10 protein-coding genes and 1 pseudogene are annotated in these 16,369 nt (G+C 59.3%); 5 read left to right on the forward strand and 6 right to left on the reverse strand.

Translation table 11 applies throughout. From position 1 onward, the window contains the following. Positions 1–12 precede the first annotated feature (12 nt). The gene (locus EGY08_RS26995) at positions 13–471 is read left to right on the forward strand and encodes a (2Fe-2S)-binding protein (protein ID WP_004121880.1); all 459 of its coding nucleotides are present in this window, start codon (positions 13–15) and stop codon (positions 469–471) included. A 65-nt stretch (positions 472–536) separates the two neighbouring features. Beyond that, positions 537–1,142, forward strand: coding sequence for a CTP--molybdopterin cytidylyltransferase (locus tag EGY08_RS27000; protein WP_049115019.1), 606 nt, complete (start codon positions 537–539; stop codon positions 1,140–1,142). Positions 1,143–1,206: 64 nt separating this feature from the next. On the opposite strand, the gene fdhF is transcribed toward EGY08_RS27000, so the two are convergent. Further along, positions 1,207–3,354 (reverse strand): formate dehydrogenase subunit alpha, encoded by a 2,148-nt coding sequence (gene fdhF, locus EGY08_RS27005; protein ID WP_123829194.1) that lies wholly within the window; start codon positions 3,352–3,354, stop codon positions 1,207–1,209. Positions 3,355–3,490: 136 nt separating this feature from the next. Beyond that, positions 3,491–4,963 (reverse strand): nucleobase:cation symporter-2 family protein, encoded by a 1,473-nt coding sequence (locus tag EGY08_RS27010; protein ID WP_004121868.1) that lies wholly within the window; start codon positions 4,961–4,963, stop codon positions 3,491–3,493. A gap of 635 nt (positions 4,964–5,598) precedes the next feature. On the opposite strand from EGY08_RS27010, the gene ygfT reads away from it, so the two are divergent. Together ygfT and EGY08_RS27025 are read left to right on the forward strand one after the other, a co-directional pair. Next, positions 5,599–7,539 (forward strand): formate-dependent uric acid utilization protein YgfT, encoded by a 1,941-nt coding sequence (ygfT, locus tag EGY08_RS27020; RefSeq protein ID WP_123829195.1) that lies wholly within the window; start codon positions 5,599–5,601, stop codon positions 7,537–7,539. Next, positions 7,536–8,012 carry a 4Fe-4S dicluster domain-containing protein gene (locus EGY08_RS27025; protein WP_004121863.1) on the forward strand — a complete coding sequence of 159 codons (477 nt, stop codon included), beginning with the start codon at positions 7,536–7,538 and terminating at the stop codon, positions 8,010–8,012. Before ygfT ends, EGY08_RS27025 begins: the two co-directional genes overlap by 4 nt. A gap of 100 nt (positions 8,013–8,112) precedes the next feature. On the opposite strand, the gene ssnA is transcribed toward EGY08_RS27025, so the two are convergent. Further along, entirely contained in the window at positions 8,113–9,450 is a 1,338-nt protein-coding gene (gene ssnA, locus EGY08_RS27030; protein WP_123829196.1) for a putative aminohydrolase SsnA, read from the reverse strand. Further along, a complete protein-coding gene (gene ygfK / locus EGY08_RS27035) occupies positions 9,447–12,551 on the reverse strand; it encodes a putative selenate reductase subunit YgfK (RefSeq protein ID WP_004121859.1) in 3,105 nt (1,034 codons plus the stop codon). The genes ssnA and ygfK overlap by 4 nt, the downstream gene beginning before the upstream one ends. Before the next feature lie 533 nt (positions 12,552–13,084). Here ygfK and EGY08_RS27045 point away from each other — a divergent pair. Further along, positions 13,085–13,861, forward strand: a pseudogene (locus EGY08_RS27045) (XdhC family protein); the annotation flags it as partial. A 112-nt stretch (positions 13,862–13,973) separates the two neighbouring features. Here EGY08_RS27045 and arcC read toward each other — a convergent pair. Further along, complete coding sequence (gene arcC, locus EGY08_RS27050; protein WP_004121856.1) at positions 13,974–14,906, reverse strand: carbamate kinase; 933 nt, start codon at positions 14,904–14,906, stop codon at positions 13,974–13,976. A gap of 12 nt (positions 14,907–14,918) precedes the next feature. Next, on the reverse strand, positions 14,919–16,325 hold the full coding sequence (gene hydA / locus EGY08_RS27055) for a dihydropyrimidinase (RefSeq protein WP_004121850.1): 1,407 nt from the start codon (positions 16,323–16,325) through the stop codon (positions 14,919–14,921). Positions 16,326–16,369 lie beyond the last annotated feature (44 nt).

Raw genomic sequence — 16,369 nt, forward strand, 5'->3', positions numbered from 1 at the left:
GGAGCCATGAACATGAACCATATTGAGCTAAAAGTGAATGGCATCCGCATTGCCCGCGATGTGAAAGACAATGTCCGCCTGATCGATTTTCTCCGTGAAGATCTCAAGTTAACCGGCACCAAAGAGGGCTGCTCGGTGGGCGAGTGCGGAGCCTGCACCGTCATTATGGACGGCAAATCCGTCTGCTCCTGCCTGCTGCTGGCCGCCCAGTGTAACGGGGCGGAGGTTACCACCGTCGAAGCGCTGCATCACGATCCGGTCGGTAAAAAATTGCAGAACGCCTTTATTCGTCACGGCGGCGTTCAGTGCGGCTTCTGCACGCCCGGCGTGTTGATGAGCGCCAAGGCGCTGCTGGATGCTAACCCTAATCCCAGCGACGATGAGTTGAAAGAGGCGCTGGAGGGGAATATCTGCCGCTGTACGGGATATCAGCCGATCATTACCTCGATTAAAGCGGTGCTGAAACCCTGATCGCCGCAAGCGCCGCCGTCGCCAGCCGACGGCGGCGCTTTTTCGGCTGCAGGAGGAGGATGACGATGAGCAAAAAAATGGATAAACAGTGCATTATGCTGGCCGCTGGGCTCTCCAGCCGGATGGGGAAATGGAAAATGATGCTGCCGTGGAGCGAAGGAACGATTCTGGATAGCGCCCTTGCCGGCGCCCTGGCATTCTGCGATCGGGTAGTGCTGGTGACGGGGTTTCGCGGCGATGAGTTGGCCGCATGCTATCAGGATCATCCGGGCGTAGAGGTGGTCTTTAACCCGCGATATCAGGACGGCATGTTCTCTTCGATTCAGTGCGGGGTGGGCCATATCAGCGCTTCGCGTTTCTTTCTGGCGCTGGGTGATATGCCGGAGGTGACGCCGGGCGTCTATCGCCGGCTGTGGGATAACGCCGACGCCGAGAGCTGTCTTATTCCGGCCTACGAGCGCGGCAAAGGCCACCCGGTTCTTCTGCCGAAGCGGGCGATCTCGCTGATTCGTCGCGCCCCGCAAGGGGCCACCCTGCGGGACGTTATCGGTCAGATGGCGGTGCGCGTTATTCCCGTGGCGAGCCAGGGGATTCACTGGGACGTTGATACTCCGCAGCAGTATCTTGAGGTCGCGCGACGCTGCCGTAAGGATCAGGTCGCTGTCGGTTAGCGTTGGAGAAGGGAATAAGAAGAGACAATATCGCCCCGGGGTGCGCGCCGCGGGGCGATATTTTTTACCCCGCGGCGCTTTCGCGCAGGCGGGTTTTCAGCTGGTTGTATTGATCAATAACGTACCGTTCGGCGGCTTGCCGATCGGCAATGCGCTCAACGTTAACCGCGCAGTACTTGTACTCGGGGGTTTTGGTTATCGGGCTGAGATTCTCGGTGACCAGCTCGTTGCAGGCGCCGATCCACCACTGATAGGTCATATAAACCGCCCCTTTATTCGGCCTGTCGCTGACCTTCGCCCGGGAAATCACCTTGCCTTTGCGCGAGTTAACCCACACCAGTTCTTCGTCCTCAATGCCGAGCCGTTTGGCGTCGGCGGTGTTGATCTGGATGTAGCCCGGTTCGTCCGCCAGTTTGGCCAGCGCCGCGCAGTTGCCGGTCATCGAGCGGCAGGAGTAATGGCCCACTTCGCGCACTGTGGAGAGCACCAGCGGATACTCGTCGCTCAGGGTATCGATCGGCGCCTGCCATTCGCAGGTGAAGAACTGCGCCAGTCCGTTTGGGGTGGAGAAGCGCTCCGCAAACAGATACGAAGTGCCCTGATCCGCCTCGGACTCGTCGCGGCACGGCCACTGCACGTAGCCCAGCTCTCCCATCTTCTCATAGGTCGCGCCGAAGAAGTTGGGGCACAGCTGGCGGAGCTCATCCCAAATCTGCTGCGTGTTGTCGTACTTCATCGGATAACCCATGCGGGTGGCGATCTCGCAGATGATCTGCCAGTCGGTCTTCAGATCCCACTTCGGCTCAACCGCCTTGAAAAAACGCTGGAAGCCGCGGTCCGCTGCGGTATAGACGCCCTCATGCTCGCCCCACGAGGTCGAGGGCAGAATCACATCGGCCGCCGCGGCGGTTTTGGTCATGAAAATATCCTGGACGATAACCAGTTCCAGATCCTCGAAGGCCTGACGCACGGCGGAAAGCTCGGCGTCGGTCTGCAGCGGATCTTCCCCCATGATATATGCCGCCCGCACTTCACCGTGCGCCACGCGGTGTGGCAGCTCGCTGATGCGGTAGCCGGGGTTCTCCGGTAGGCTCTCGACGCCCCAGGCGTTGGCGAACTTTTCCCGGTTTTCCGGGAATTTCACATACTGATAGCCCGGAAAGGTGTCCGGCAGCGCGCCCATGTCGCAGGCCCCCTGAACGTTGTTCTGACCGCGCACCGGGTTAACGCCGACGTGCGGTTTCCCCAGGTTGCCGGTAAGGATCGCCAGGCTGGTCAGGGAGCGTACCGTTTCGACGCCCTGCCAGAACTGTGTCACCCCCATTCCCCACAGAATCATGGCGTTTCCTGCGGTGGCGTACAGCCGCGCGCATTCGCGAATCTGCCCGGCGCTGATGCCGGTGATGGCTTCCACCGACTCCGGCGTATAGCCTTCGACGATGTTGCGATACGCTTCGAAGCCTTCGGAACGCCCGGCGACGAAGGGTTTATCGTACAGATCCTCTTCGATAATGACGTGCCCGAGGGCGTTGAGCAGCGCAATATTGGAACCGTTTTTCAGGGCAAGGTGCAGATCGGCAATGCGCGCGGTTTCGATTTTACGCGGATCGCAGACGATAATTTTCGCCCCGTTGCGTTTGGCGTTGAGGATATGATTCGCCACGATAGGGTGCGAATCCGCCGGGTTATAGCCGAAAATAAACACCAGATCGGTATCATCGATCTCGGTGATAGCATTACTCATCGCGCCGTTGCCGACCGACTGGTGCAGACCTGCAACCGAAGGGCCGTGTCAGACGCGTGCGCAGCAGTCGACGTTATTGGTACCAATAACGGCGCGCGCAAATTTTTGCATGATGTAGTTGGTTTCATTGCCGGTGGCGCGCGAAGAGCCGGTGGTCTGAATCGCGTCCGGGCCATACTTCTCTTTAATGGCGCTCAGACGGGTGGCGACGTAATCGAGCGCCTCATCCCAGGAGACGGATTCTAGCCTGCCGCCGCGCTGGCGGCGGATCATCGGGGTTTTCAGGCGCGGCGTGAGGATCTGGGTATCGTTAATAAAATCCCAGCCGTAGTAGCCCTTCAGGCACAGGGTACCCTGATTGTTTTTTCCCATAGCGGCATCGGCGCGGGTAATCTTTCCCTCTTCTACCGTGAGCTGCATTTTGCAGCCGGAGGCGCAGTAGGGGCAGACGGTCGTTACTTTCTTCATAGTAAGGGTCCTTAATCTTAGAACAGCAGGGCAAAACTAAAGCGGCCGTTCAGGCCCTGCGCGATCCCCTGCTGTACGACGGGGATCGCCAGCAGCAGAAGGGTTAGCAATGCGAACAGGAGTCTGGTGAGCATCGTTACCCCTCCTGGGCTTCTTCCGGCTGTTTCTCCTTTTGAACTTTGCGCAGCAGGAGCCACATTCTGACGGTTCTGACGGCCATGTTGCGTGCCGCCGAACTTGGCGGGGCCGGATCGGGGACCGGCGTTTCGTGGTTAACGCGCAAAGGCACGCTGCCGTTGAGGGTGAGGTTGGCGACAATAGCCGTCAGGGTACCGATCGTAATCCCGCTGTGCAGAAACAGCTGAACCATCGGCGGAAACTGGGTGAATAAGTTGGGCACCAGTACCGGCATCATGCCGAGGCCGAGCGTTAATGCCACCACCATACCGTTATTATTGTTGCGGTAGTTGACCTGTCCCAGGGTACGAATACCAGACACCGCCACCATACCGAACATGACAATGCCTGCGCCGCCGAGGATCGGTTTCGGTATCAGCACCACCAGCGCCGCCATCCTCGAGAACACGCCCATCAGAATCAGAATGATGCCGGAGACCGACACCACAAAACGGCTGCGCACCCCGGTTAAACCGATCAGGCCGACGTTCTGCGCGAACGCGGCGTAGGGAAACAGATTGAAGAAGCCGCAGATGGTGGTCGCGATACCGCAGGTGTTGAGGCCGTTGCGCAGCATCTTCGCGTCCACCTTTTTCCCGACGATATCCCCGGTCGCCATCATCGAGGACATGGTTTCCACCATCACCACTACCATCACCATCGACAGCAGGGCGACGGGGATAATATGAAACTCAGGTTTGGCGAAGGGCATCAGGGTCGGCAGATGGAGCCAGGGAGTGGCGTGGACCAGACTGAAGTCGAGAGGCTTAAAGCAGCTCCAGAGTACGGTGCCGATAATAAGACCGATCAGCACCGACGTGTTTTTCACGACGCCGGAGGCGAAGGTGTAAATATTGAGAATAATCACCAGCGTAATCGCCGCCATCAGCAGCGAGAAGGGGGCGCCAAAGCCGCTCATTTCGCTGCTGCCGCCACCAATCCACCCGCCTGCCACCGGCATAATTGACATGCCGATAAGCGTGACGATACTGCCCATCACCACCTTGGGAAAGAAGCGGATAAGCTTACTAATCCACGGCGCGCAGCAGAGGATGAATATACCGGACACGATCACCGCCCCGGAAATACCGCCGATCCCGTACTCCTTACCGATCAGCACCATCGGAATCAGCGCCGCGAAGGTACAACCCTGGATAAGCGGCAGCCGGCAGCCGAGCCATTTACCAACCCCCAGCGACTGCACGATGGTGGCCGCGCCGCAGATAAACAGGTCGGCGCTGATGAGTAAAATAATGTGTTCCGGCGGGAGCCCTACTGCGTTGCCCACTACCAGCGGAACCGCCACGGCGCCGGCGTACATCACCAGCACGTGCTGTAGCCCATAAAGAATCATTTGCGTAACGGGTAAAACTTCATCGACCGGCGCGGTCGAGCTCCCGTTTCGTGAGGCGGAATTGGCGATATCTTTCATGAAGTTGTTATCTCCTGTACGACTTCACTCCGTATATACCCTTCATACTTCAAGTTGCTTGTGCGTTGGCTTTCCTCGCTCACCCCAGTCACTTACTAGAGTAAGCTCCTGGGGATTCGCTGTGTCGCCGCCTTCCTGCAACTCGAATTATTTTGGGTATAAGCGTGAACAGAGCCGAAGTTACGATTCGAAGGCCGCTGCCTCCCTGAGCTGATGCGTTCACCAGCGTGTTGCGCGCACGTTGAGTGATATGCGTAAGCTGTGCCAAAAATAAACATCCGGAGAATCGAAGAGGAATTGTGTGAAATAACTCACGGGAAAAAGGGCGGAATATCTCTCTGAGGGCAATATCTTTAAATAAGACGCGTTGGCAAAAAATGTGCGCTATCACATTGAGATAGGGACAATCTCATTTTGGTATTACGCACGATACGTTGAATTATCAACATGATTAAATCCAGAACGCAGCGAATAATCTTCGCTCAGCGCGCGTGGATAATTATCTCGCCGTTACGCTGAGGGGCACTTTTTTTTGAGGTGGCTCGCAAAAATGAGCAGCATATGAATACCCTGAAAAAAATCGCCTGATTATTGCATCGCTTCCCGGTGAGTCCTGAAATAATAAAGGGAAGCAAATGAATAAATTTATCGTTGCCGATTCTGCAAACTGTATTGGCTGCCATGCCTGTGAAGTGGCCTGCGTCACCTCTCATCGCCAGGACCGCTGGCCCCAGCAGCGCAGCGACTTTCTTCCACGCATCCGCGTGTTCTTCAACCGTAAGGCCAGCAGCGCGACGACCTGCCGCCACTGCAACGACGCGCCCTGCGTCGGCTCCTGTCCGACCCAGGCGCTGCGCGTGGCGAACGACAGCGTTCAGTTTACAGAGGCGCTGTGCATCGGCTGTAAAAACTGCGTCATCGCCTGTCCCTTTGGGGCCATTGAGATGGTGGCCAACGATGACGACGCGCCGCAGCTGGCGCAGAAGTGCGATCTTTGCAGCCAGCATCCTTCCGGTCAGCAGGCGTGCGTGGCTAGCTGTCCAACCCAGGCGCTGCGCCTGATGGATGAGGCTGCCGTTAACCAACTGCGCAACGCGCGGCAGATCCGATCCGCGCTGGAAAGACCGCTGAAGGGCGTTCGCGGCGCGAGACGTAACGCGATACTCAATAAACCTCCGCGCGTTGGGGCGAAAAAAGTGCCCGCCGATGACCGCCTGCGGCATTTCGGCGAAATCTATCAACCGCTGGGCGAGCGTGACGCGGAATATGAGAGCGAACGCTGCCTCTACTGTGCACAGAAGGCGTGGTGCAACTGGACCTGTCCGCTGCATAACCACATTCCCGATTTCATCCGCCTGGTGAACGAAGGCAAGATTATCGAGGCGGCGGAACTGTGTCATCAGAGCAGCTCCCTGCCGGAGATTTGCGGCCGCGTCTGTCCGCAGGACCGGCTGTGCGAAGGGGCCTGTACCTTAAAGAACGAGGGCGGCTCGGTCGCCATTGGCAATCTTGAGCGCTATATCACCGATACCGCGCTGGCGATGGGCTGGCGACCGACAATCGACAACGTGGCCCCGCGCCGGAAGCGGGTGGCGGTGATTGGCGCCGGGCCCGCCGGACTGGGCTGCGCCGATATTCTCGTGCGCGCGGGCGTGCACGTTGACGTCTTTGATCGCCATCCGGAAATCGGCGGCCTGCTGACTTTCGGTATCCCGCCGTTCAAGCTGGATAAAAAGGTGCTTGAGATGCGCCGCGACATTTTTAGCGCCATGGGCGTCAATTTTCATCTCAACCAGGAGGTGGGTCGCGACGTGGCCTTTGCCGATCTGCTGAAAAACTATGACGCGGTTTTCCTCGGCGTGGGTACCTACGGTCTGATGGCCGCCGGTCTGGCGGGAGAGAACGCCCCCGGCGTGATTCAGGCGCTGCCGTTTCTGATTGCCAGCACCCGCGAGGTGATGGGGCTTGAAGAGAGCGCCGAGTATCCGCTGACCGACATTAAGGGGAAACGGGTGGTGGTGCTTGGCGGGGGAGATACGGCGATGGACTGTCTGCGTACCGCCGTTCGCCGCGGCGCAGCGAGCGTGACCTGCGCCTACCGTCGCGATGAGCTAAGCATGCCCGGGTCGAAAAAAGAGGTGGTGAACGCGCGGGAAGAGGGGGTGAAATTTGAGTTTAACGTGCAGCCGCAGCGCATTCAGCTCAACCGTAAGGGGCAGGTCTGCGCGGTAGAGATGATCCGCACGAAGATGGGCGAGCCGGGCCCGGACGGCCGCCGTCGGCCGCAGCCGATCCCGGATTCCGGGTTTGAACTTAAAGCCGATGTGCTCATTATGGCGTTTGGCTTTCAGGCTCACGAGATGCCGTGGCTGCGCGGCCACGGGATTAAGCTGGACCGCTGGGGGCAGATAGTGACCGGTGGCAAAGGGCGCGGAACGACGCAAACCAGCCATGACAAAATTTTTGCCGGCGGCGATGCCGTGACCGGGGCGGACCTGGTGGTCACCGCCATGGTTGCCGGGCGGCAGGCGGCCAGCGAGATGCTGACGCAATTCACGGCCCGGGAGGAGATATGACCCGTTTTATCGTTGCCAGTTCGCAGGCCTGCATCGGCTGCCGGACCTGTGAGGTAGCCTGTGCGCTGGAACACGTGGCGCCGGGGGCAGAGTTTCACCCCCGCCTGAAAGTGATGCGCCTCGACGATGTTAGCGTGCCGGTGATGTGTCATCAGTGCGAGAACGCGCCCTGCGTGGGCGCCTGTCCGACCGGGGCGCTAAGTATGGGGGCGGAGAAGGTGGAAGCTGACGGCGGGCGCTGCATTGGCTGCCAGAGCTGCGCGATCGCCTGCCCGTTTGGGGCGATTACCATCGAGGTGAAGGCCGGTCTGACGCCGGTTATCGTTAAGTGCGATCTTTGCGGTACCCGCGAGCGCGGCCCCGCCTGCGTTGACGTCTGCCCGACGGCGGCGCTGAGTATCATGACCGAAGAACAGCTTAACGCGCTGCAAAAGCAGCGCAATATCGCCACCGCCGCGCTGCTGTCGCTGTAAACGTTGCGCCCGGCGGCGCAGAAGCCGCCGGGCAATTTCACGCGCGTTCTGTCAGCAAAAAAAAACCGGCTTGCCAGCCGGTTTAGCATTTTTACGCGGGCTACGCGGGGAGCGCATCCATTCGCGCCCACATTTTTTTCGCCACTTTCTGCGCTTCGCGGAATATCGACTCGCAGTCAAAGCTGAACTGGCGATCCTCGTAGATCATCACGCCGTTCACCATGACGCTGCGCACGCTGTTTGCCCCAAGGCCGAAGGCGATATGTCCGGCGATGTTTTCCGCGATCAGCGGCGTCGGCGCCATATAGTCGCAAATAGTGAGGTCCGCTTTATAGCCCGCCTCAAGGCGGCCAAAGTGGGCGTTGAAGTTGCGATTCAGCAGTTCGTTGCCGTTGCTCAGCGCCTTCGCGAAGCTGTCCGGCCACAGCGGCCCGCCGGCGTCGCGGTGTTTAAAGAAGGCAAACTTCATCTCCTCGAACATGTCGGAACCGATGCCGTCGGTGCCGAGCGCCAGATTGCGCATCTGCGGCAGGCGGGGGTTGTAACCGACGTGGTTGTTCATGTTGGAGCGGGCGTTGTGCACCAGGAAGCCGTCCTGCGCGTTGAGCAGCTCGACGTCGGCATCGGAGATGTACAGGCCGTGGGCAATCAGCGTTTTACTGTTGATAAGGTCGAACTCCACCAGCCGCACCAGCAGGTCCTTGCCGTAAAGGTGATGGCTGTGAGAGACATCGTAGCGGTCTTCCGCCGCGTGAATATGCAGGCCGCGGCCGGTGGCTTTTAGCGCTTCGCGCAGCATCGCCAGACCTTCATCCGGCACGGTGAACGGGGCATGGGCGCCGATATGGGCCTCGACCAGATAAGGCTGGTCGCCCTTTTCACGCGCGGCGTCGATCTCTCTGGCGAAGCGAATGTTCTCCTCAACGCTGTCGCGCAGCTCGCGGCTGCCAAAGTTGCGGTCGGTGGTTTCGAAGCAGGTCATTCCGCGCAGCCCGATTTTGAGGAAGGCGTTGCGCAGCTGGCTCAAGGAGCCCGCAATATAGTGAGGCGACGCATGATGATCGATCACCGCCGTACAGCCGCTGCGCACGGCCTCCATGGCGCAGATCAGCCCGCTGTAGTAGAGCGACTCCTCGTCCAGCGCCCGGTCAAGGCGCCACCACAGGTTTTTCAGCGTGGAGATAAAGTCCGGGCTGGGGGCGATATTGGCCTGAATCCCCCGGGACAGGCCGGAATAAAAGTGATTGTGGGAGCAGACCATGCCGGGCATCACCAGCTGCCCGCGCATCTCTTTCACCTGCGCCTGCGGATAGCGCTGGCACAGGCCGGGGCCGACAGCGAGAATTTTATCATTCTCAATGGCGATATCGACGTTCTCCCACACTTTCGCCGGATAGATCTGCGCGGCGGTGGCATTTTTCAGGATCAGGACACTCATACTTCAACGCCTCCCAGAAGATAGCTTTGGTGCTGATGAATGTGGCTTATGATGCGGCACATGGCGTCCAACTGGGCCGGTACCTCGCTAAACTGGCCGCGGTCGTTTATTTCCAGCTGCCACGTCTGGTCGTCCTGACGCACTTTGACACTGGCGCCCGCGACGAAGAAGCCTGGATTGGTGCTGTTGACAAAATCCTGCTCCAGGCTGAACACGGTGATTTTGTCTTTATACGGTTTTCCCTGCCATGGGCAGAACTGAGCGCAGTTGCCGCATTCGTTGCAATAAGCGTCCAGATGCAGTGTCTGGAAGCGATTCTGGAAGCCCGGCACGGCCACGGAAATATTGGCGCGGTTCGGACAGACGTCGACGCACTTGCTGCACACGTAGTTACACTCCAGGCAGCGGCTGGCTTCCTGCTCGACAAAAGCCTCGCGCTGGTTTTTATCCACCAGGGTGACGGCGATAGCGCCTTTACGCTGGTACACCTTCGCCGGATCGACATTGTTCCAGACTTTGTTTCCGTAGCGGCTGGCGATATTTTCCCGGGCCAGGATCGCGTCCGTGGCCCGTCGCGCGTTGCCGATAGCGGAGACGATAGATGAGGGGCCGCGCTGAACGTCGCCGATCAGGAAGACGTTCGGCTTGCTGGTCTCGCCATCGGCGTTGACCACCGGCCAGCCCTGTGGGTCGAGCGGGATCCCCATTGCCGACAGCGCTTCGCCGTCCTGCTGCTCGCCGATGGCGGTAATCAGAGAGTCGACTTGCAGGGTGCGAATCTCATCGGTTTCCACCGGGCGGCGGCGGCCTTTCTCATCCGGCTCGCCGAGCTTCATGACGCGTACGACGAGCGTCCCGTCGGCGTTAAACTGTTCCGGGTTACATAGCCACTCGAAGTCGACGCCGTCGAGCAGCGCCTCATCGTACTCTTCGCGCCAGGCGGGCATCTCTTGCTGCGAGCGGCGATAGACGATGGTCGCGCTCTGCACGCCCGGTACGCGCAGCGCCGCGCGGGCGCAGTCCATCGCGGTATTGCCGGCGCCGACCACGGCCACATGTTTGCCCAGATTCAGCTCGGCGCCGCGGTTAAACTGGCGCAGGAACTGCAGCGATTTATGCACGTTCTGGTTGTCGCCGCCCAGCTTCACGCCGCTGTTTTTATCGGTACCGGTGCCGACCAGCACGTAACGAAAACCTTTCGCCTGCAGTTTTTCCACGCTCAGATGCGGATCGCAGCCGTACTCAATTTTGACGCCGTGGGCGACGACAAAATCGATATCGTGCTGAATAAGCTCGCCGGGAATGCGGAACTGCGGAATGATATTTTGCACCACGCCCCCGGCGTTGGCTTCGCGTTCAAATACCGTGACCGGATGCCCGGCGCGGGCGAGGAAGTAGCCGGCGGCGAGACCGGCAGGGCCTGCGCCGATCACCGCTACCGGGTGCCGGGAGCCGGATCCCGCGGGCTTATGCCAGCGGCTACGGTACTCGTCCCAGCCTTTCTCCAGCGCCACTTTTTTCAGTTCGCGGATGTTGAGCGCGCTGTCGTAATCCAGCCGCGTACAGTTGTACTGGCACTGGTGATCGCAGATATGGCCGGTGATGGCCGGTAAAGCGTTGCGCTGATAGATCAGCTCCAGCGCGTCGGCGTAGCGATGCTCGCCCAGCAGGCGGATATACTCCGGAATATCCTGCTTGATAGCGCAGGCCGTCACGCAGGGGGCGACGTAGCAGTCCAGCAGCGGCAGCGGCTCGCCGGTATCAATGCGCTCTTCCGGCTTCCACTGTTTCTGGGTGTAGTCCATGCTCACCGCTTTTTCCGCCAGCGCGTTGAGGCGCTCGACGTCGATCTGCGTCATGTTCCAGCCGTCGGCTTTCTCCAGCTCGCGCATGCACTCGCTCAGGCGCAGATATCCTCCCGGCTTCAGCAGGTCGGTGGCCATGGTGATAGGGCGAATGCCGGTGTCGAAAATCTCGCGAATGTTGAGCTGGCTGGCGCCGCCGGAGTAGGAGATCGGCAGCTTGCCGTCAAACGCCCGCGAGAGCAGGGCGGCCACGTTGATAGAGAGCGGGAACAGCGCGCGCCCGGACATATACATTTCCTCTCCCGGCAGCGCGCCTTTGTTGTTGATGGTGCCGAGGGTGTTGGTCAGCTTGACGCCAAAGCCGAGGCTGCGCGCTTTCGCCAGCGCCATCAGGCGCGTCAGCATCTCCAGCGCCCGGTCGATCTTAAGGTCGTGGTCAAACGACGCTTCGCTAAGGCCGATATAGCCGAAGCCGCAGGCGTCGAGGATCTCGCGCACGCGCGGATAGCCGAGCAGGGTTGGGTTGAGCTTCACAAAGGTATTGAGGTTTTTCTCCGTCAGCATATAGCGACAGATGGCTTCGATCTCGTCCGGCGGGCAGCCGTGCATCGTCGAGAGGGTGACGCCCTGGACCAGCCTGGCCGGTATGCGCTGCGCCAGGTTGTCCAGCCCGTCTTTGCGCGCGCAAGTTGGCAGGCTGTCAATAAAGGGTTTATTTTGCAGCCAGCGGTTCAGCGTGTCGCGGTACTGGGCGAATTTAGGATGGGCGGAGGCGTCCATCATGTTGTCGATAAATTCCTGCATTGGCGGCTGCTTAATACCATCAAGGTTGTAGCCGACGCTCATATTGAAAATAAACGACTTGCTCTCTTTATTCGTCGCCAGCGGAAAGATCTGCTCCAGCAGATGCAGAGCGAACCAGGCTTTCAGGTACTCATCCCAGGCTTTTTTCAGGGTAAATTCAGTGGACCACTCGGTATTGAAGCACTCATCTTCCGCGTCGATACAGGGCTTTTCCAGCTCCAGACGATCAAGGATCTGTACGGTTTTCAGCTCGATAAACCGCCCGCCGGTTAGCCAGGCGGTAATGATGTTTTGCGCCAGCTGGGTATGCGGCCCGGCAGCGGGGCCGAGAGGCGTGGCGCAGCTTTCGCCAAATACGCCGATCGAACGCTGCGCCTGCGGCGAATAAAACTGTTGTTCAGGAATGCCAAAAATAGATCCCTGACTCTGATACTCATCGAAAATGCGCGTTAACAGCTCCTCAAACGGCACGGGACGCATTATATCTCCCATAACCCTCTCCTTAGATATCATTGTAAGATCGACATTGCCGGTGGTAATAATCCCGACGGATAAAGAAAGAGGAGCAACAATCACACCAGTTATTCAAACGGCGGCGGCGGAATAATTAATTTGTGAACCAGGTCGAAACTCAACGCCGCGGCGTGAATAATTCCATAGCGGGTAAATGAGAACTCAAATCAATACGCTTTATCATTCGGCGAGATTTCTCAAAATCAGATCCGGAATATCAGAATGATAATTTATGTCGGCTATTCGGCGGTGATTTCAGCGGGCGGTGGGAATTTGGCCCGGTGGTTGACGAAATAATCGGCGCGATAGCCCAATTTCAACGTCGCCAGGGCTAACAAAATGACCTGATTCACAATTCGCGATAAAAAACGGCGGGGCAGTATAAATATTGCATAGCCATAATCGGTCGCTGCGACGGTATTTTCAACGGAGGGTGAGCTCTCAAACTGAGAAGCCGGTCGACATCGCAGACAATCCCCAAAACCGTAAAAGAAATTGCCTTTGAGGTTGGTATGAATATTTTCGCAGAAGCAGCACGGCTTGAAGAACAGAACTGCCCCTTTGCCCTCGCGCAGATTGTCGAAAGTCGGGGCTCCACCCCCCGACACGCCGCTCAGATGCTGATCCGTGAGGACGGTTCGATTGTGGGCACCATTGGCGGCGGGATGGTGGAACGTAAAGTTATTGATGCGGCGCAGGCGGCGCTGCGCGAGCGGGAATCGCGAATGTTTCACGGCCGCATGGCGCGCACCGGCAGCGACGCCGTGGGCTCCGACTGCGGCGGCGCGATGTCGGTATACATCAGCGTTCACGGCCTGCGCCCGCGCCTGCTGCTGGTCGGCGCCGGGCACGTTAACCGCGCGGTTGCCCACGCCGCGGCGCTGCTGGATTTTGATATCTGCGTCGGCGATACCTACGCCGCAAGCCTCTGTCCCGATGCTTTCCCCGCTTCGGCGCGGCTGGCGCATGCTGCCAGCTTCACGGATGTGGTGGACGCGATGGCGGTACGGCCGCAGGATTTCGTGCTGATTGCCACCAACAACCAGGATCGCGAGGCGCTGGACAGGCTGATAACCCAACCGGTGGCGTGGCTGGGGCTGCTGGCCAGCCGGCGAAAAGTGCAGGCCTTTGTACGTCAGATGCGGGAGAACGGCGTGCCGGAAGCGGATATCAGCCGCCTGCGGGCGCCGATTGGCTATGACATCGGCGCCGAGACGCCAAACGAGATCGCCATCAGCGTGCTGGCGGAGATCCTGCAGGTGAAAAACGGCGCGCCGGGGGGGCTGATGAACCAGGTTAAACAGGCGGGTCGGCAGGAATATGCCGTGGAGGCGGCGGAAATCTGAGGTTCTGCCAGGGGAAATGTTGCCGGGAGGTTCCCGGCAACCCGTGGCGTACAGCTTACTGGCTAATCATGGTGCCGGTTTTCCCTTCAATGCCCTCTTTGGCTTTGCTTAACATGGTGATCAGCGCCTGGCGTCCCGGCCGGGAGCGGGCGAAGGCGGCGGCGGCTTCCACTTTTGGCAGCATTGAGCCTTTGGCAAAGTGACCCTCTGCGATAAAGCGTTCGGCATCGCGCAGGGAGAGGTTATCCAGCCACTGCTCCTCAGGTTTACCGAAGTTGATCGCCACCTTTTCCACGGCGGTGAGAATGATCAGCAAGTCGGCGTCGATCATCTCCGCCAGCTTCGCGCTGGCCCAGTCCTTGTCGATAACCGCGCTGGCTCCGCGCAGATGGTTACCCTCGCGAATCACCGGAATGCCGCCGCCGCCGACGGTGATCACCACGTGGCAGTCATCCATCAGCGCTTTTACCGTTTGTTTCTCGATAATATCTACCGGCATGGGCGACGCGACGACGCGACGGTAGCCGCGCCCGGCGTCCTCTTTCATGATGTAGCCGTTTTGGCTCAGCTTTTCGGCCTCTTCTTTGCTGAAGAACGAGCCGATGGGCTTGGTCGGATTAAGAAATGCCTTATCGTTAGCGTCCACTTCCACCTGGGTTATCAGGGTCGCCACTGGAATATCCAGCTGGCGCGACAGCAGCTCTTCGCGAATCGCGTTCTGCAGGTCGTAGCCGATGTAGCCCTGGCTCAACGCCACGCAGACCGACATCGGCAGCATCGGCGTGTGGGCCTCGGTTTTGGCCGCGGCTTCAAAGGCCTGGTTGATCATGCCCACCTGCGGGCCGTTACCGTGAGTCACCACCACCTGATGGCCAAGGGCGATAAGATCGACGATCGTCCGCGCGGTGTGCCGTACGGCCTGCATCTGTCCGGCGAGATCGTCGCCCAGCGCATTCCCGCCGAGAGCGAGAACAATTTTTTTACTCATAGCATCCTCTCATTACGTTTCTGTTCCGCTGACGGCCAGGTGAGCGGTGGAAAAGGGTTGTCGGCGTAAAAAACGGCCCTGACCGGCGGTGCCAGTAAAAGTGCCGTTATCAAAAATCACCCTGCCGTGGGAGAGCGTCTGGCGAATCGCGCCCTGGCAGATAAAGCCCTCATAGGGTGAATAGTCAGCGTTGTCGTGCAGCATGTCGTGGCGAATGGTGGTGGTGCGTTTGGGGTCGATGATGACCACGTCGCCATCGGCACCGGGCGCCAGCAAGCCCTTCTGCGGCCATAGGCCAAACAGCTTCGCCGGATTGGTGCTGGTGAGCGCCACAAAGCGCTCGGGGGTGATGCGTCCGGTCATGACCCCATGCGAGAACAGCAGCAGCAGGCGGTTTTCCACTCCCGGCAGACCGTTCGGGCAGCGGCTAAAGTCGCCGCCGGAGATCTGCCTGCGCTGCTGCGCAGAGAACGCGCAGTGGTCGGTGGCGACCGTGTCAATGTCGCCATTGCTGATGCCGCTCCAGAGGGCGTCGTTGTTGCTGGCGTTGCGCAGAGGAGGGCTGAGCAGATAGTTAAGCGCGTCTTCGCGCTCGTAGCAGCGCTCGTCCAGCAGCAGATACTGCGGGCAGGTCTCCACCCACACCGGCTGGTGGCGTCTTCTGGCCAGGCGTAGATAGTCCAGACCCAGGGCGTTGGAAAGATGCACGATATACAGCGGCGCGTTCCCCGCCAGCTGCGCGAGATTGATGGTTCGGGCGATGGCTTCCGCCTCGCACTCCAGCGGGCGGCTCAGGGCGTGATAGCGCGGCGCGGTTTTACCGGCGTTGATAAATTCCGCCCGGCGCTGGGCGATGGCGGCATCGTTTTCGGGATGAACGGTGGTTAGCGCGCCGGCGCGCTGGAGGTGGCGCATCGCCTGCAATATCTCATCATCGCTGAGTTTGTACTGGTAGGTCAGATAGAGCTTAAAGCTGCTGATGCCGCTATCCACCATCATCGGAATCTCGTCGAGAATGCCGTGGTTAACGTGCTGGATAACGCCGTGAAAACTGTAGTCGATAACGGCTTTATAGGCGGCGTAGCCGCGATAGACCTCGAACTGGTGGCGCAAATGGCAGCCGACGGGCCCGAAGCCCATATGATCAACAATGGTGGTGGTACCGCCGCAGGCCGCGGCCCGGGTGCCGGTAAAGAAATCATCGCAGCTGCGGGCGAGACCCACGTCAATATTGAAATGGGTATGAACGTCGACGCCGCCGGGCATCACGTAGCAGCCCTCGGCGTCAATTACTTCGCAGGGTTGTTCGGCCTCAATTGAATCGGCAAGGCGCTTGACGAGGCCATCTTCGATAAGCAGGTCCTGCTTCACCTGGCCGTCGGCGTTGACGACGAGGCCATTTTTAATCAGTACGCGCATAGAAACCTCAATATGCCGCCGCAGGACGCAGCGGCAGACAGGAC

The organism is Klebsiella sp. FDAARGOS_511 (assembly GCF_003812845.1).
GTDB lineage: Bacteria > Pseudomonadota > Gammaproteobacteria > Enterobacterales > Enterobacteriaceae > Klebsiella > Klebsiella grimontii.

Bases quoted from the DNA above. Each gene is read 5' to 3' on its own strand.
- ygfK (WP_004121859.1), bottom strand. From the start codon at position 12,551: ATGGGAGATATAATGCGTCCCGTGCCGTTTGAGGAGCTGTTAACGCGC.
- EGY08_RS27000 (WP_049115019.1), top strand. From the start codon at position 537: ATGAGCAAAAAAATGGATAAACAGTGCATTATGCTGGCCGCTGGGCTC.
- EGY08_RS27010 (WP_004121868.1), bottom strand. From the start codon at position 4,963: ATGAAAGATATCGCCAATTCCGCCTCACGAAACGGGAGCTCGACCGCG.
- ssnA (WP_123829196.1), bottom strand. From the start codon at position 9,450: ATGAGTGTCCTGATCCTGAAAAATGCCACCGCCGCGCAGATCTATCCG.
- arcC (WP_004121856.1), bottom strand. From the start codon at position 14,906: ATGAGTAAAAAAATTGTTCTCGCTCTCGGCGGGAATGCGCTGGGCGAC.
- ygfT (WP_123829195.1), top strand. From the start codon at position 5,599: ATGAATAAATTTATCGTTGCCGATTCTGCAAACTGTATTGGCTGCCAT.
- EGY08_RS26995 (WP_004121880.1), top strand. From the start codon at position 13: ATGAACCATATTGAGCTAAAAGTGAATGGCATCCGCATTGCCCGCGAT.
- EGY08_RS27025 (WP_004121863.1), top strand. From the start codon at position 7,536: ATGACCCGTTTTATCGTTGCCAGTTCGCAGGCCTGCATCGGCTGCCGG.
- hydA (WP_004121850.1), bottom strand. From the start codon at position 16,325: ATGCGCGTACTGATTAAAAATGGCCTCGTCGTCAACGCCGACGGCCAG.